The sequence below is a fragment of the Streptomyces sp. NPDC031132 genome, assembly GCF_055570595.1.
In genome coordinates this window covers 39071-54382 of sequence record NZ_JBVIGX010000042.1, presented here as the reverse complement: position 1 = coordinate 54382, position 15312 = coordinate 39071, and the positions used below count along the sequence as shown (strand labels likewise).

The following is a 15312-nucleotide window of genomic DNA, read 5'->3' as shown; positions in this document are numbered from 1 at the left end:
TTTCCCTCGCGGGGGACGTCCCCCCCCCCCCCCCCCCCCCACACCCCAACCCCCCCCCCCCCCCCCCCCCCCCCCCCCCCCCGCTGCGTGCTTAGGGGGGTGCGTCAGTGCACGCCGCCCATGAGGGGCTGGACCTTCTTGCGGTACATGTAGATCGCGATGCCGGCGAGGACGGCGAGCACGCCCTGGGTGGCGAACCAGCCCTGGGTGTCCGTCGGGGCGCCGAGCAGCTGGAGCAGCGCGATGGTCGAGTCACCGGCGGTGACCGCGAGGAAGAAGACACCCATCATCTGGGAGGCGTACTTCTGCGGCGCCAGCTTGGTGGTCAGCGACAGGCCGACGGGGGAGAGGGTGAGCTCACCGACGGTCTGGATGAAGTACACGCCGACCAGCCACATCGGGCTGACCTTCGCGTCGCCGCCGGCCAGGCCCTGGGCGACCATCATGACGCCGAAGGAGGCACCGATCATGACCAGCGCGAAGGAGAACTTCGCGAGGGTGGTCGGCTCCTTGGAGCGGCGGGCGAGGGCCACCCACAGCCAGGCGAAGATCGGCGCGAGCGCCATCACGAACAGCGGGTTCAGCGACTGGAACCAGCTCTCCGGGAACGAGAAGCCGAACAGCGTGCTGTCCGTGCTGTCCTTCGCGAACAGGGCCAGCGTGGAGCCGGTCTGGTCGTAGATCGCCCAGAAGATCGCGGCCGCGGCGAAGAACCAGACGTACGCCGACATGCGCGACCGCTCGACCACCGAGAGGTCCTTGTCGCGCTTGATCCGCAGGATCGCCCACGCCGGGAGGACGAGACCGGCGATGGTCAGCGGCCACAGGGCGTAGTTGATCGTGAAGATGCCGGCCAGGCCGATGATCGCGTAGGCAGCGGCGGCGACGCCCAGCCAGATCAGGCCCTTCTTGACGACCGAGGACTTCTCCTCGGCGCTCAGCGGGCTCGGAACCTGGTTCGAGACCGGGTTCAGGTGGCGGAAGCCGATGAAGTAGAACAGCAGACCCAGGGCCATGCCGACACCGGCCATGGCGAAGCCGATGTGCCAGTTGACCTCCTGGCCGACCCAGCCGATGGTCAGCGGGGCGACGAAGGCACCGAGGTTGATGCCCATGTAGAAGATCGTGAAGCCGCCGTCACGGCGCGGGTCGTTCTCGTCCCGGTACAGCTGGCCGACCATCGTGGAGATGTTGGCCTTCAGCACGCCGGAACCGGCGGCGATGAGCGCCAGGCCGATGAAGAACGAGACGGTCGCCGGCACCGCCAGCAGGAAGTGGCCCGTCATGATGACGACACCCGCGACGGCGACGGCCTTGCGGGCACCCCAGACGCGGTCGCCCAGCCAGCCGCCCGGGAGGGCGAGCAGGTAGACCATCGCGTTGTAGACGGAGTAGATCGCGACCGCGGTCGCGTCGTTCATCCCGAGACCACCGTCGGCCACGTTCGTGGCCAGGTAGAGCACGAGCAGCGCGCGCATGCCGTAGAAGCTGTAGCGCTCCCACATCTCGGTCATGAAGAGGAAGGCCAGGCCGGTGGGGTGGCCGAGGAAGGTCTTCTCGCCGGTAGCGGCCGAGTCCCTCGTCAGGCTGGAAGCCATCGTCGATCCTTGCTTGGTCGGGACGCTTCGCTTCGTGAGCGGAACAGCGCCCGGTGGGGGGCGGCCGGCACCGGCGACGGGTTCCCACCCCACGCCCAGGGGTCTGCCCCCGTCCCGACAGGAGGGGGGCAGCGGGATGTCCGTAACCGGGATCCACGCCCCGGGCGCATCCTTCGCGCGCGGGGCCCGGCCCACAGGTCATTCACTGTCACCGAAGTCGAAGAGGCGGGTCGTCAAGACCCCCTGATCGATCCGGACAGAATCGAGACCTTCGGCTCGCTTTTCGGCACAAAGGTCTCAGAGGTAGTGCATCAGGCGTCTCGCCACCATACGACACGACACTGCGGCATATGAAAGGACTTGAGAGATGGATCACAGGCGGGCCGGGAACCGTTTGGCCACATTCGAAGGCCACCCTCAGACATAAGACCAGATCGGCAGGGGTGTGCAGGTGCGCCCCTCCGCATCGTCCCCGCGGACTACCATCACCCACATGACGCGTGTACTGCTCGCCGAGGACGACGCATCCATCTCGGAACCCCTGGCCCGCGCCCTGCGCCGGGAAGGGTACGAGGTCGAGGTCCGGGAGGACGGCCCCACCGCCCTGGACGCGGGACTGCAGGGCGGCGTCGACCTCGTCGTCCTGGACCTGGGCCTGCCCGGCATGGACGGCCTCGAGGTCGCCCGCCGGCTGCGCGCCGAGGGCCACGGCTTCCCCATCCTGGTCCTCACCGCCCGGGCGGACGAGGTCGACACGGTCGTCGGCCTGGACGCCGGCGCCGACGACTACGTGACCAAGCCCTTCCGCCTCGCCGAGCTGCTGGCCCGGGTCCGGGCCCTGCTGCGGCGCGGCGCCAACGACGCCACCCAGGCCCCCGCCACCCACGGCGTGCGGATCGACGTCGAATCGCACCGCGCCTGGATGGGGGAGGAGGAGCTCCAGCTCACGGCCAAGGAGTTCGACCTGCTGCGGGTCCTGGTCCGCGACGCCGGCCGGGTCGTCACCCGCGACCAGCTGATGCGCGAGGTGTGGGACACCACCTGGTGGTCCTCCACCAAGACCCTCGACATGCACATCTCCTGGCTCCGCAAGAAGCTCGGAGACGACGCCGCCAACCCGCGCTACATCGCCACTGTCCGAGGCGTCGGCTTCCGCTTCGAGAAGAGCTAGCGGCACCGGAACATGCGCCGCCGCCTGATCAACTCCACGCTCGCCGTGGTGCTCGTCGTCATCGCCGTCTTCGGGGTCTCCCTCGTCATCGTGGAGACCCGGACGATCACCAGCAGTGCCCAGGACCGCATCGAGTCCGAGGCGCTGCGCCTGGTCGGCATCGTCGAGGCGAGCGTCCTGGAGCACAAGCCCATCGACGCCCAGGCCCTCGCCGAGCAGCTGGACATGGGCCGCTCCGCCCGCATCACCGTCCCCGGGCAGCCGCCCGTGGAGGTCGGCGACCGGATCCCCGACAGCGTCATCCGCGGCACCGCCAAGGGCGAGCAGGGCGAGATCGTCGTCGTCGAGGAGTCCCGCTCCACGGTGACCCGCGAGGTCGGGCGGACCCTGGCCGTGGTCGGCGCGGTGGCGCTGCTCGCCGTCGTGGCTGCCGTCCTGCTCGCCGTACGGCAGGCCAACCGGCTGGCCTCCCCGCTCACCGACCTCGCCGAGACGGCCGAGCGGCTGGGCTCCGGCGACCCGCGGCCCCGGCACAAGCGGTACGGGGTCCCCGAGCTGGACCGGGTCGCGGACGTGCTGGACTCCAGCGCCGAGCGGATCGGGAGGATGCTGACCGCCGAGCGGCGGCTGGCCGCGGACGCCTCGCACCAACTGCGCACCCCCCTCACGGCCCTGTCGATGCGGCTCGAGGAGATCACGGTCACCGAGGACCTGGAGACCGTACGGGAGGAGGCGAGCATCGCCCTCACCCAGGTGGAGCGGCTCACGGACGTGGTCGAACGGCTGCTGACGAACTCGCGGGACCCGCGGACGGGCTCGGCGGTCCCCTTCGACCTGGACGAGGTCGTCAAGCAGCAGGTCGAGGAGTGGCGGCCGGCCTACCGCAGCGCGGGCCGGGCCATCGTGCGCTCCGGCAAGACGGGCATGCGGGCCGTCGGCACCCCGGGCGCGGTGTCGCAGGTGCTGGCCACGCTCGTGGAGAACGCGCTGATGCACGGGGGCGGCACGGTCGCGCTGCGTACCCGGGTGATCGGGAACCAGGCGGTGCTGGAGGTCACGGACGAGGGGCCGGGGGTCCCGGCGGACCTCGGCAACCGGATCTTCGAGCGGGCCATCAGCGGCCGCAATTCCACCGGGATCGGCCTGGCGGTGGCCCGGGACCTCGCGGAGGCCGACGGGGGGCGCCTGGAGCTGCTGCAGACGCATCCGCCGGTGTTCGCGCTGTTCCTCAGTCGGACGGCGCCGGAGCGGCCGGAGCCGGAGCAGACGGTCCGCTAGCGGGTCGTCGTCACAGCCCCGTCGGGCCGGGTGTCCCGGCGGTGGTCACTTGCCCGCGGGCTCGGGGGCGAGGGCGGTGCTCTGGCCGGTGCGCTGCTCGACGACCAGCGAGGCGGCCGCGGGGACGGGGAGGGCCTTGAAGACCCACGTCCGGTACGACCAGAAGCGGAAGACGGTGGCGACGCCGATGCCGATGAACTTGAGCACGTTGCTCGCGAGCGGGCCGTCCCAGCCGAGGCCGTAGGTGGCCGTGAAGAGCACGCCGTTCTCGATGACCAGGCCGATCACGCTGAAGACGGCGAACAGCGTCAGCTCGCGGGTGCGGCCGGACTGGACGCGGTCCCGGTAGGCGAAGTAGCGGAAGCCGAGGTAGTTCGTGGCGATGGCCACGACGGTGGCTATGACGCTCGCGCGGACGACCTGGAGGTCGGTCGTGTGGCGGATCAGGTTGAAGACACCGAGGTTGACCAGCACGCCGAGTCCGCCAACGGCCCCGAACTTCGCGACCTCCCGGGCGAGACCGCGTGCGCGTTCGAGGGTGGATCCGTTTTGCGACGTACTCATGTGACGGTTCACTCCTGTCGTCTCCGCCCCTGCACCGAGGCGTCACTCGTCCCTGCCATGCTAAGTGTCGCCGGGTTGGTCCGTCTGCGCCTTCGCGCGCCGTGCGATACAGCGCACACGGACGCGCAGGCTGCTCGCGTCGCAGGGTTCGCGCCAGGGCCGTGTCCGGATGGCGGAATGCCGGCGGATACCCTGGAGAGGTGACGTTCCCGGTAGTCGGCATGGTCGGCGGCGGACAGCTCGCCCGCATGACCCACGAGGCGGGCATCCCCCTCGGCATCAGATTCAAGCTCCTCAGTGACACCCCGCAGGACTCGGCGGCCCAGGTCGTGAGCGATGTCGTCATCGGCGACTATCGCGACCTGGAGACGTTGCGCGCCTTCGCGCGCGGCTGCGATGTGATCACTTTCGACCACGAGCACGTGCCCATCGCACACCTGCGGGCCCTGGAAGCGGACGGCATCCCCGTCCGCCCGGGGCCCGACGCGTTGATGCACGCCGCGGACAAGGGGGTGATGCGCGCCAAGCTCGACGAGATCGGCGCCCCGAGCCCCCGCCACCGGATCGTGAGCGATCCGGCGGACGCGGCGGCCTTCGCCGACGAGGTGGGCGGCTTCCCGGTCATCCTCAAGACCGTGCGCGGCGGCTACGACGGCAAGGGCGTCTGGTTCGTCCGGACCCCCAAGGACGCGGAGGCCCCCTTCAAGGCGGGCGTCCCGGTCCTGGCGGAGGAGAAGGTCGATTTCGTCCGCGAGCTCGCGGCCAACATCGTCCGCTCCCCGCACGGCCAGGCCGTGGCCTACCCCGTCGTCGAGTCGATCCAGGTGGACGGCGTGTGCGACACGGTGATCGCCCCCGCCCCGAACCTCTCCGAGGCCCTCGCGGGCGAGGCCCAGGCCCTCGCCCTGCGCATCGCCAAGGAGCTCGGCGTCACCGGCCACCTGGCCGTGGAGCTGTTCGAGACCGCCGACGGCCGGATCCTCGTCAACGAACTGGCGATGCGCCCGCACAACAGCGGCCACTGGACGCAGGACGGTGCGGTCACCTCCCAGTTCGCCAACCACGTCCGCGCGGTCCTGGACCTCCCCCTGGGCGACCCCCGCCCCCGGGCCCGCTGGACGGTCATGGCGAACGTGCTCGGCGGTGACTACCCCGACATGTACGCGGCGTACCTGCACTGCATGGCCCACGACCCGCAGCTCAAGATCCACATGTACGGCAAGGACGTGAAACACGGCCGCAAGGTCGGCCACGTCAACACCTACGGCGACGACCTGGACGATGTGCTGGAACGCGCACGCCACGCAGCCGGCTACCTCAGGGGAACGATCACCGCATGAGCACCTCCACCGCAGGGCCCGTCATCGGCATCGTCATGGGCTCGGACTCCGACTGGCCCGTCATGGAGGCCGCCGCCCAGGCCCTGGACGAGTTCGAGATCCGCTACGAGGTCGACGTCGTCTCCGCGCACCGGATGCCGCGCGAGATGGTCGCGTACGGGGAGCAGGCCGCCGGGCGCGGCCTGAAGGCGATCATCGCCGGCGCCGGCGGGGCCGCCCACCTGCCCGGCATGCTCGCCTCGGTGACCCCGCTGCCCGTCATCGGCGTCCCGGTGCCGCTGAAGTACCTCGACGGCATGGACTCCCTGCTGTCGATCGTCCAGATGCCCGCAGGGGTTCCCGTCGCCACCGTCTCCGTCGCCGGGGCGCGCAACGCCGGGCTGCTGGCCGTACGGATGCTGGCCGCCCACGACCCCGAGCTGCTCGGCCGGATGAAGGACTTCCAGCAGGAGCTCAACGACCAGGCCACCGAGAAGGGCAAGCGGCTGCGGGCGAAGGTCGCGGGCGCGGACTCCTTCGGGTTCGGCAAGTGAGCACGGCGCACACGTCCGTGGCGGCGGACCGCCTCGCCGAGGCCCGCGAGCTGCTCGCCGAACACCCGGTGGTCGACGGGCACAACGACCTGCCGTGGGCCCTGCGCGAGCAGGTCCGCTACGACCTGGCGCGGCGCGACATCGGCGGCGACCAGCGCGGCCTGCTGCACACCGACATCCCGCGGCTGCGCGCCGGCGGCGTCGGCGCGCAGTTCTGGTCGGTCTACGTCCGCTCCGACTTCGCCGGCGACGAGGCGGTCAGCGCCACCCTGGAGCAGATCGACGCCGTCGCCCAGCTGATCGACCGTTACCCGGCGGACCTGGTGAGGGCGCTGACGGCGGACGACATGGAGGCGGCCCGCGCCGACGGCCGGATCGCCTCGCTGATGGGCGCCGAGGGCGGCCACTCCATCAACAACTCGCTCGCCACGCTGCGCGCCCTGCACCAGCTGGGCGTGCGGTACATGACGCTCACGCACAACGACACGATCGACTGGGCGGACTCGGCGACCGACGAACCCCGCCACGGCGGCCTGAGCGACTTCGGCCGCGAGGTCGTCCGCGAGATGAACCGCATCGGCATGCTGGTCGACCTGTCGCACGTCGCGGCGACGACGATGCGCGACGCGCTCGCCGTCTCGGCGGCGCCGGTGATCTTCTCGCACTCGTCCTCGCTGGCGATGTGCGACCACCCGCGCAACATCCCGGACGACGTGCTGGCGCAGCTGCCGGCCAACGGCGGCGTCGCGATGGCCACGTTCGTACCGAAGTTCATCCTCCCGGCAGCGGTCGAGTGGACCCTGGCCGCGGACGAGAACCTGCGGGCGCACGGCTTCCACCACCTGGACACCTCGCCCGAGGCGATGGCCCTGCACCGCGCCTTCGAGGCGGAGCGGCCGCGCCCGGTGGCCACGGCCGCCACGGTGGCCGACCACCTGGACCACATGCGCGAGGTGGCCGGCGTCGACCACGTCGGCATCGGCGGCGACTACGACGGCACGGCCTTCACCCCGGCCGGGCTGGACGACGTGGCCGGCTACCCGAACCTGATCGCGGAGCTGCTCACACGCGGCTGGTCGCACGCGGACCTCGCCAAGCTGACCTGGTCCAACGCGGTACGGGCGCTGCGCGACGCCGAAGCGGTGGCGCGCGAGCTCTCGGCGTCCCGCGGCCCCTCCAACGCGGTCCTGTAGCCGCCGCCCGGCGGCTGTGGCGAGGGGTGTGACCTGCGGGTTACACCCGAACGCCACATCTGCCGGGCGATCCGGCCGTCCGGCGTGTCACCGTGGCAGCATCCCTCCCTGCTGCCGCCGAGACCGGAGCGAACGCCATGGCCGACCTGCAGGATGAACAGAACGCCGCGTACACCGCACACACCGCTTACACCGCTGATACGCCCTCCGCGGGCCCCGGCTCCTCGGGAGCCGAGGACCTGCCGGCCGCGGTACCGGGCAGCGCCCTGGAACGGGCCGTCGCCCTGCTGTCCGTACATCCCGTCGCCGACGGTCACAACACGCTGGTCTGGACCCTGCGCCAGAGCCCGTACCACGACATCGACACCCCGGACTCGGGCGTCGACACCGACATCCCGCGGCTGCGCGCCGGCGGGGTCGGCGCCCAGTTCTGGTCGCTGATGCTGCCGCACGGGGCCGCGACCGCCGACCAGGTGGTGTCCGACACCCTGGAACAGATCGACGTGGCGCTCGCCCTGATGCGCCGTTATCCCGACGGCCTGTCCCTCGCGCTGACCGCGGACGACATGGTCGATGCCCGCAACCGGGGCCGGATCGCCTCGTTCCTGGGCCCCGCGTCCGGCCGTACGCTGACCGACTCGCTGGGCGCCCTGCACGCGTTCCACGCCCTGGGCGTACGGATCCTCGCGCCCGCGGGAGCGCCCTGGGCCCACCATGACCTGACGCCCTTCGGCCACGAGGTGGTCCGGGAGATGAACCGGCTGGCGATGCTGGTGGACCTGACCGGCTGCACGCCGGAGGTGGCCTGCCAGCTCGCGGGTGCCTCCAAGGCGCCGGTGATCGTCTCGCACACCGCGGCGGCGGCGCTGAACCCGCATCCGGGGAACGTGACCGACGAGGTGCTGCTGGCCCTGCGGGCGGCGAACGGTCTGGCGATGGTCACCTTCGACGCCGAACAGACCGGGGACTCGCTCCACGCCGTCGCCGACCACGTGGAACACGTACGGGCCGTCGCGGGCCCGCACTGCGTGGGCCTCGGCGCCACCTTCGGCTCCGAGCAGGGCGCCCCCCGGCCGACCGGCCTGACCGACCCCTCGGGCTATCCGCGACTGATCGCGGAACTGCTCGAGCGGGGCTGGTCGGAGGCCGATCTGGCCTTGCTGACCTGGGAAAACACCCAGCGGGTGCTGCGCGGCGCGGAATTCACGGCCCGCGCGGCCCAGCACCGCAGACCGGCGTGACCCCGGGCCCCGGCCCTAGGCGCGGGGGCGGCCCATCGCGCGGTACGTCCAGCCGGCCGCGCGCCAGCGGTCGGGGTCGAGGGCGTTGCGGCCGTCGAGGATCAGCCGGTCGGTGACGACCTCGCCCAGCTCCACCGGGTCGAGGTCGCGGAACTCGCGCCACTCGGTGAGGTGCAGGACGACCTCCGCGCCGCGGGCCGCCTGCAGTGCCGAGTCCGCGTACCCGAGCGTCGGGAAGACGCGGCGGGCGTTGTCCATGCCCTTCGGGTCGTAGACGGTGACCTGGCCGCCCTGGAGGTGGATCTGACCGGCCACGTTCAGCGCGGGGGAGTCGCGGACGTCGTCCGAGTCCGGCTTGAAGGTGGCGCCGAGCACCGCGACCCGCTTGCCGAGGAAGGACCCGCCCACGGCCTCGCGCGCCAGCTCGACCATGTGCCCGCGCCGGCGCATGTTGATGGAGTCGACCTCGCGCAGGAAGGTCAGGGCCTGGTCCGCGCCGAGCTCGCCGGCGCGCGCCATGAACGCCCGGATGTCCTTGGGCAGGCAGCCGCCGCCGAAGCCGATCCCGGCGCGCAGGAACTTCGCGCCGATCCGCTCGTCGTAGCCGATGGCCTCGGCCAGCTTGACCACGTCGCCGCCGGCGGCCTCGCAGACCTCCGCCATCGCGTTGATGAAGGAGATCTTCGTGGCGAGGAAGGAGTTCGCGGCGGTCTTGACGAGCTCGGCCGTCGGGAAGTCGGTCACCACCAGCGGGGTGCCCTCCGCCATCGGCGTCTCGTACACCTCGCGCAGCAGCTTCTCGGCGCGGTCGCCCTGGACGCCGATCACGATCCGGTCGGGGTGCAGGGTGTCCTGCACGGCGAAGCCCTCCCGCAGGAACTCCGGGTTCCACGCCAGCTCGACCTCGTCGCCCGCCGGGGCCAGCTCGGCCAGCTTCAGGGCGAGCCGCTCCGCCGAGCCCACCGGCACGGTGGACTTGCCGACGACCAGCACCGGCCGCGTCAGGTGCGGGGCCAGCGACCCCATCGCGGAGTCGACGTACGACATGTCGCACGCGTACTCGCCGTGCTTCTGCGGGGTGTTCACGCAGACGAAGTGGACGTCGCCGAAGGCGCCGACCTCCTCCCAGGACTGCGTGAAGCGCAGCCGCCCGGTGGAGCCGGGCAGGCCCGCGACGTGCTGGGCGAGGAGTTCCTCGAGCCCGGGCTCGTACATCGGCACCCGGCCCGCGGACAGCATCTCGATCTTCTCCGGCACCACGTCCAGCCCGAGCACCTCGAAGCCCAGCTCGGCCATCGCCGCGGCATGGGTCGCGCCGAGGTAGCCGGTGCCGATCACAGTGATCCTGAGGGGGGCCATGGATGCTCCAGAGGTGCGGGGCCGTTTGCGGCCACTGAGCATAGTCGGGCCGGTCCGAGGGGACGTTCCCCAGGAGACCCGGCTGTCACGCAGCTCACGTACCCCCTACATATCGCTGCCACGACGCCGGACACTAAGATTTGGGTTACTTAACGGTAGTTAGCATCACGCAGCGCACACGCATCGCACGCGCATCACACTTGGGGAGTGAGAGTCTTGGCGGGTTCTGCCGACTTCGACCTGTACCGCCCGGCCGAGGAGCACGACATGCTCCGCGAGTCCGTCCGCTCGCTCGCCGAGGCGAAGATCCTGCCGTTCGCAGCCGCGGTCGACGAGGAGGCCCGCTTCCCGCAGGAGGCCCACGACGCGCTCGTCGCCAACGACCTGCACGCCGTCCACGTCCCCGAGACCTACGGCGGCGCCGGCGCCGACGCCCTCGCCACCGTGATCGTGATCGAGGAGGTGGCCCGCGTCTGCGCCTCCTCCTCCCTGATCCCGGCCGTGAACAAGCTCGGCTCGCTCCCGGTGATCCTCTCGGGCTCCGAGGACCTCAAGAAGAAGTACCTCGGCCCGCTGGCCAAGGGCGACGGCATGTTCTCGTACTGCCTCTCCGAGCCCGAAGCGGGCTCCGACGCCGCCGGCATGAAGACCCGCGCCGTGCGCGACGGGGACTTCTGGGTCCTCAACGGCGTCAAGCGCTGGATCACCAACGCGGGCGTCTCCGAGTACTACACGGTCATGGCCGTGACGGACCCGGAGAAGCGCAGCAAGGGCATCAGCGCCTTCGTCGTCGAAAAGTCCGACGAGGGCGTCTCGTTCGGCGCCCCCGAGAAGAAGCTCGGCATCAAGGGCTCCCCGACGCGCGAGGTCTACCTCGACAACGTGCGGATCCCCGCCGACCGCATGATCGGCGCCGAGGGCACCGGCTTCGCCACGGCGATGAAGACCCTCGACCACACCCGCATCACCATCGCCGCCCAGGCGCTCGGCATCGCCCAGGGCGCCCTGGACTACGCCAAGGGCTACGTCCAGGAGCGCAAGCAGTTCGGCAAGCCGATCGGCGACTTCCAGGGCGTGCAGTTCATGCTCGCGGACATGGCCATGAAGGTCTCCGCCGCCCGCGCGCTGACCTACCAGGCGGCCGCCGCCTCGGAGCGCGGCGACGCCGACCTCACCTACCTCGGCGCCGCGGCCAAGTGCTTCGCCTCCGACGTGGCCATGGAGGTCACCACGGACGCCGTCCAGCTCCTCGGCGGCTACGGCTACACCCGCGACTACCCGGTCGAGCGCATGATGCGCGACGCGAAGATCACCCAGATCTACGAGGGCACGAACCAGGTCCAGCGCATCGTCATGGCGCGCAACCTGCCGTAGCGGTCAACCGCAGCCCGACCGACGCAGAGGCCCGGCCGATGGCCGGGTCTTTGTGCTCCGGGCGATCGGGCGGCCGACTCGGGCCGGACCGCTTCGTGCAGTCTGATGCCTGCATCACGATTCGCCTGCTGCGGTCTGCCCCATCCCCCCGATGGGCTAACTTTAAACCCTCGTACGCCCGAACCGGTTGGGGAGAAGAACAAATGACGGAAGCGATCCTGCTCGTCGGTGGGCAGGGGACACGTCTGCGCCCCGTGACGGTCAACACCCCCAAGCCGATGGTTCACGCGGCGGGTGTCCCGTTCCTTGCTCACCAGATAGCCAGGGCCGCTGCCGCCGGTGTCACGCACATCGTGATGGCCACCTGCTACCTCGCCGAGGTATTCGAGCCCTACTTCGGCGACGGGTCGGCCTTCGGCCTCACCCTCGAGTACGTCGTCGAGGACGAGCCCCTCGGAACCGGCGGAGCCATCCGCAACGCCGCGCAGCGCCTGACCGGCGGCCCGGACTCCTCCGTACTCGTCTTCAACGGCGACATCCTCACCGGCCTGGACATCGCGGGCCTCGTCGACTCCCACCAGGCGGCCGGCGCCGACGTCTCCCTGCACCTGGTGCAGGTCGAGGACCCGCGCGCCTTCGGCCTGGTCCCCACCGACTCCGAGGGGCGGGTGCTGGCCTTCACCGAGAAGCCGCAGACCCCCGAGGAGATCATCACCGACCAGATCAACGCCGGCTGCTACGTCTTCCGCCGCAGCGTGATCGACTCCATCCCGGCCGGGCGCCCCGTCTCCGTCGAGCGCGAGACCTTCCCCGGCCTGCTCGCCTCCGGCGCCAAGCTGCACGGCGTCACCGAGAACACGTACTGGCTGGACCTCGGCAAGCCCGAATCCTTCGTCCAGGCCTCCGCCGACCTCGTACGGGGCGTCGTCGCCTCCCCGGCCGTCCCCGGCCCGCGGGGCGAGTCCCTGGTGCTTCCCGGCGCCGTGGTGGCGGACGGGGCGAAGCTGTCGGGCGGTACCGTGGTGGGGGCCGGAGCCCGGATCGAGGCGGGTGCCGTCGTCCGCGGCTCCATCGTGCTGGGCGGCGCCGTCGTCGGCCCGGACGCGGATGTGACCGCCAGCCTGATCGGTGCCGGCGCGACCATCGGCCCGCGTACGATGCTGGACGGCGCGGTCATCGGAGACGGCGCGCTGGTAGGTGCTGACAACGAACTTCGCGCTGGAGCGCGGGTGTGGTGCGAGGCGGAGCTGCCTTCTGCCGCACTGCGCTTTTCCTCGGACCGGTGACCCCGCGGTCGAAGCGCGCGTATCGACCGACTTCAGTGAGGCATAACCCTGTGATAGGCGAGCAGAAGACCCCCCGCGAGAGCGACACGGAATCCGCCCGGCTTCCCGATGCGTGGGCGAACACCCCGCTGTACGTGGTCATGCCCACGTACAACGAGGCGGGCAACCTGCCGGGCATGGCCGAGCTCCTGATGGGCCTCGATCTGCCGGGGCTGCGGCTCCTGGTCGTCGACGACTCGTCGCCCGACGGCACCGGCAAGATCGCCGAGGACCTCGCACAGGGCTACCTCACGCAGGACGGCACCCCGCGCATGTCGGTCCTGCACCGGACGACGAAGGACGGCCTCGGCCGCGCCTACGCCGCCGGCATGGCCCAGGCCGTGGAAGAGGGTGCGCAGTACGTCCTCCAGATGGACGCAGACGGCTCCCACCCCGCGGACAAGATCACCGAGATGCTGGGCGTGGCCCGCTCCACCGGAGCCGGCCTCGTCGTCGGCAGCCGCTACGTCCCGGGCGGCACCCTCTCCGACGCCTGGGGTGCGCACCGCAAGCTGCTCTCCCGCTGGGCCAACGCTTACGCGAGCACCATCCTGGGCACCCGCGTCCGTGACATCACGGGCGGCTTCAACCTGTGGAGCGCCGAGGCCCTGCGCGCGATCGACCTGGCGTCGGTCGGCAGCGCGGGCTACAGCTTCCAGGTGGAGATGAAGTTCAAGGCGCTGCGCCGCAACTTCCAGGTGATGGAGGTCCCGATCCACTTCGAGGACCGCACCGTCGGCGAGTCGAAGATGAACCTCGCCGTCCAGCTGGAGTCCATCGCCATGCCGTGGAAGCTGCGCGCCCGCGCCGGTCGCTGACCTCCCGGCAGAACGTCGCGACGCAAAAGGGACACTCCTGAAGGAGTGTCCCTTTTGCGCATCCGAGGTCACCTGCTCTGGACGGTGACCTTCTCGTCGTTCTGGATCTGCTTGACGAGCTGCTGCACCTTCGCCTTGTCCCACAGCAGGTTGCCGCCGCGCTCGCCCGCGATCGGCATGTTCATCGACACGCCCTCGCCGCCGCTGATGCCCTTCATCGCGAAGAACATGTCGGCCAGGTCCCACAGGGACATGTCCTTGTCGACGATCAGCGTGTCCAGGCCGGCGCCCAGCACCGGGTACAGCTTGAACGGGTTGAGGACCGTGCCCGGCGTGGCCGCCTGGTTGGCCAGCGTCGACAGGAACTTCTGCTGGTTCTTCGTACGGGCCAGGTCCGACTCGGCGAACGCGTACCGGGTCCGGACGAACGCCAGCGCCTGGCTGCCGTTGAGGGTCTGCTCGCCGGCCTTGAAGTCGGCGCCCGACTTCTCGTCCTTGAAGCCCTTCTCGATGTTCATGTCGACACCGCCGAGCGCGTCCACGATGTTCGCGAACCCGGCGAAGCCGATCTCCGCGTAGTGGTCGATGCGCAGGCCCGTGTTGTGCTCCACGGTGCGCACCAGCAGCTCCGGGCCGTCCTCCGCGTACGCCGCGTTGAGCTTGGTGTGCCGGCCCTGCGCCGGGAACTTCTTGCCCGACTGGGAGCCGACGAAGGACGGGATCTCCACGTCCGAGTCGCGCGGCAGCGAGATCATCGTGTTGCCGCCGGAACAGGCCGCCAGGATCATCATCGAGTCGGTGCGCTTGCCCTCGGCAGAGCCCGTGTGGAGCTTCTTCTTGTCCTCGTCGGACAGGCCCTCGCGGCTGTCGGAGCCCACGACGAGGTACGTCGTGCAGTCGCCCTCCTTCGGACGCTCGATGACCTTGGAGAGGTCGACCTCGCGGCGCACCTTGGAGTCGGCCCAGAAGTAGGTGCCGATGGTGGTCGCGAGCAGCGCCGTCACCAGCACGATGGAGCCGACCTTGATCCGCTTGCGCCAGTCCGGGGCCGGTCCGGCCGGCCGGCGGCCCGGCCCGCCGGGACCTCCGGGGCCGCCCGGCCCGCTCGGCGCACCCGGGCCACCCGGACCCGCCGGGCTGGTCTGCGGGCGCCCGTAGACCTGGCCGGTGTTGTAGCCGCTGTCGTAGCCGTCGTACGTGTCGTGGCCCGGGGCCTGCTGCGGAGGTACCCCGTACGCGGGCGGCCGCCCGGGCCGGGCCGGCGGCTGCGCCGGTCGCTGCGGTTGCTGCTGCGGCGGCACCGGCCGCTGCTGCCGGCGCTGGACATGCGGCATCCGCCGGGCACCCTCCGGCTGCGCCTGTGCGCTGCCGTGTCCGTACCGGTCGTCGCCGCTGTCGTTGCGCCCCTGGGGCCACTCACTCATGCCGCCTAGGATGCCTGGCCGGACGGGGTGCCCGACAGCCCGGGCGTCGCTTCGTTCCGGTGCTGTTGCACACCTGATGCCTGCGCGTCGGCTT

Annotated in this window: 13 protein-coding genes; 9 read left to right on the top strand and 4 right to left on the bottom strand. The window is 70.9% G+C overall.

The features are described from left to right. Window positions 1-104: 104 nt before the first annotated feature. Window positions 105-1598, bottom strand: a complete 1494-nt coding sequence (locus tag ACZ49B_RS34810; RefSeq protein WP_468314073.1) for a peptide MFS transporter — start codon at window positions 1596-1598, stop codon at window positions 105-107. A 493-nt stretch (window positions 1599-2091) separates the two neighbouring features. Here ACZ49B_RS34810 and ACZ49B_RS34805 point away from each other — a divergent pair, with 493 nt between their 5' ends. Both ACZ49B_RS34805 and ACZ49B_RS34800 read left to right on the top strand, forming a co-directional pair. Continuing rightward, a complete protein-coding gene (locus ACZ49B_RS34805; protein ID WP_030865957.1) occupies window positions 2092-2769 on the top strand; it encodes a response regulator transcription factor in 678 nt (225 codons plus the stop codon). A 12-nt stretch (window positions 2770-2781) separates the two neighbouring features. After that, window positions 2782-4047: an ATP-binding protein gene (locus ACZ49B_RS34800; RefSeq protein WP_468314070.1), complete on the top strand. Its 1266-nt coding sequence runs from the start codon at window positions 2782-2784 to the stop codon at window positions 4045-4047. 45 nt (window positions 4048-4092) lie between these two features. Here ACZ49B_RS34800 and ACZ49B_RS34795 read toward each other — a convergent pair whose 3' ends face one another. Beyond that, window positions 4093-4611 (bottom strand): GtrA family protein, encoded by a 519-nt coding sequence (locus ACZ49B_RS34795; protein WP_468314067.1) that lies wholly within the window; start codon window positions 4609-4611, stop codon window positions 4093-4095. A gap of 200 nt (window positions 4612-4811) precedes the next feature. On the opposite strand from ACZ49B_RS34795, the gene ACZ49B_RS34790 reads away from it, so the two are divergent. From ACZ49B_RS34790 to ACZ49B_RS34775, 4 genes are all read left to right on the top strand, one after another. Continuing rightward, window positions 4812-5951 carry a 5-(carboxyamino)imidazole ribonucleotide synthase gene (locus ACZ49B_RS34790; protein ID WP_468314064.1) on the top strand — a complete coding sequence of 380 codons (1140 nt, stop codon included), beginning with the start codon at window positions 4812-4814 and terminating at the stop codon, window positions 5949-5951. Beyond that, the gene (purE, locus tag ACZ49B_RS34785) at window positions 5948-6484 is read left to right on the top strand and encodes a 5-(carboxyamino)imidazole ribonucleotide mutase (RefSeq protein WP_468314061.1); all 537 of its coding nucleotides are present in this window, start codon (window positions 5948-5950) and stop codon (window positions 6482-6484) included. The genes ACZ49B_RS34790 and purE overlap by 4 nt, the downstream gene beginning before the upstream one ends. Next, complete coding sequence (locus tag ACZ49B_RS34780; protein ID WP_468314058.1) at window positions 6481-7677, top strand: dipeptidase; 1197 nt, start codon at window positions 6481-6483, stop codon at window positions 7675-7677. The genes purE and ACZ49B_RS34780 overlap by 4 nt, the downstream gene beginning before the upstream one ends. Before the next feature lie 137 nt (window positions 7678-7814). Next, entirely contained in the window at window positions 7815-8918 is a 1104-nt protein-coding gene (locus tag ACZ49B_RS34775; RefSeq protein WP_468314080.1) for a dipeptidase, read from the top strand. Between the two features lie 15 nt (window positions 8919-8933). Here ACZ49B_RS34775 and ACZ49B_RS34770 read toward each other — a convergent pair whose 3' ends face one another. Further along, on the bottom strand, window positions 8934-10277 hold the full coding sequence (locus tag ACZ49B_RS34770; RefSeq protein ID WP_468314056.1) for a UDP-glucose dehydrogenase family protein: 1344 nt from the start codon (window positions 10275-10277) through the stop codon (window positions 8934-8936). 216 nt (window positions 10278-10493) lie between these two features. Here ACZ49B_RS34770 and ACZ49B_RS34765 point away from each other — a divergent pair, with 216 nt between their 5' ends. From ACZ49B_RS34765 to ACZ49B_RS34755, 3 genes are all read left to right on the top strand, one after another. Beyond that, entirely contained in the window at window positions 10494-11651 is a 1158-nt protein-coding gene (locus ACZ49B_RS34765; RefSeq protein WP_468314054.1) for an acyl-CoA dehydrogenase family protein, read from the top strand. Between the two features lie 203 nt (window positions 11652-11854). Next, entirely contained in the window at window positions 11855-12937 is a 1083-nt protein-coding gene (manB, locus tag ACZ49B_RS34760) for a mannose-1-phosphate guanylyltransferase (RefSeq protein WP_468314052.1), read from the top strand. A gap of 50 nt (window positions 12938-12987) precedes the next feature. Then, window positions 12988-13794, top strand: a complete 807-nt coding sequence (locus ACZ49B_RS34755; RefSeq protein WP_468314050.1) for a polyprenol monophosphomannose synthase — start codon at window positions 12988-12990, stop codon at window positions 13792-13794. A gap of 68 nt (window positions 13795-13862) precedes the next feature. On the opposite strand, the gene ACZ49B_RS34750 is transcribed toward ACZ49B_RS34755, so the two are convergent. Then, window positions 13863-15218, bottom strand: a complete 1356-nt coding sequence (locus ACZ49B_RS34750; protein ID WP_468314048.1) for an LCP family protein — start codon at window positions 15216-15218, stop codon at window positions 13863-13865. Window positions 15219-15312: the final 94 nt, after the last annotated feature.

What these genes read in the sequence shown, in the direction of transcription:
- ACZ49B_RS34810 (WP_468314073.1), bottom strand. Translation starts at nt 1,598, where the DNA reads ATGGCTTCCAGCCTGACGAGGGACTCGGCCGCTACCGGCGAGAAGACC.
- ACZ49B_RS34805 (WP_030865957.1), top strand. Translation starts at nt 2,092, where the DNA reads ATGACGCGTGTACTGCTCGCCGAGGACGACGCATCCATCTCGGAACCC.
- ACZ49B_RS34800 (WP_468314070.1), top strand. Translation starts at nt 2,782, where the DNA reads ATGCGCCGCCGCCTGATCAACTCCACGCTCGCCGTGGTGCTCGTCGTC.
- ACZ49B_RS34795 (WP_468314067.1), bottom strand. Translation starts at nt 4,611, where the DNA reads ATGAGTACGTCGCAAAACGGATCCACCCTCGAACGCGCACGCGGTCTC.
- purE (WP_468314061.1), top strand. Translation starts at nt 5,948, where the DNA reads ATGAGCACCTCCACCGCAGGGCCCGTCATCGGCATCGTCATGGGCTCG.
- ACZ49B_RS34775 (WP_468314080.1), top strand. Translation starts at nt 7,815, where the DNA reads ATGGCCGACCTGCAGGATGAACAGAACGCCGCGTACACCGCACACACC.
- ACZ49B_RS34770 (WP_468314056.1), bottom strand. Translation starts at nt 10,277, where the DNA reads ATGGCCCCCCTCAGGATCACTGTGATCGGCACCGGCTACCTCGGCGCG.
- manB (WP_468314052.1), top strand. Translation starts at nt 11,855, where the DNA reads ATGACGGAAGCGATCCTGCTCGTCGGTGGGCAGGGGACACGTCTGCGC.
- ACZ49B_RS34750 (WP_468314048.1), bottom strand. Translation starts at nt 15,218, where the DNA reads ATGAGTGAGTGGCCCCAGGGGCGCAACGACAGCGGCGACGACCGGTAC.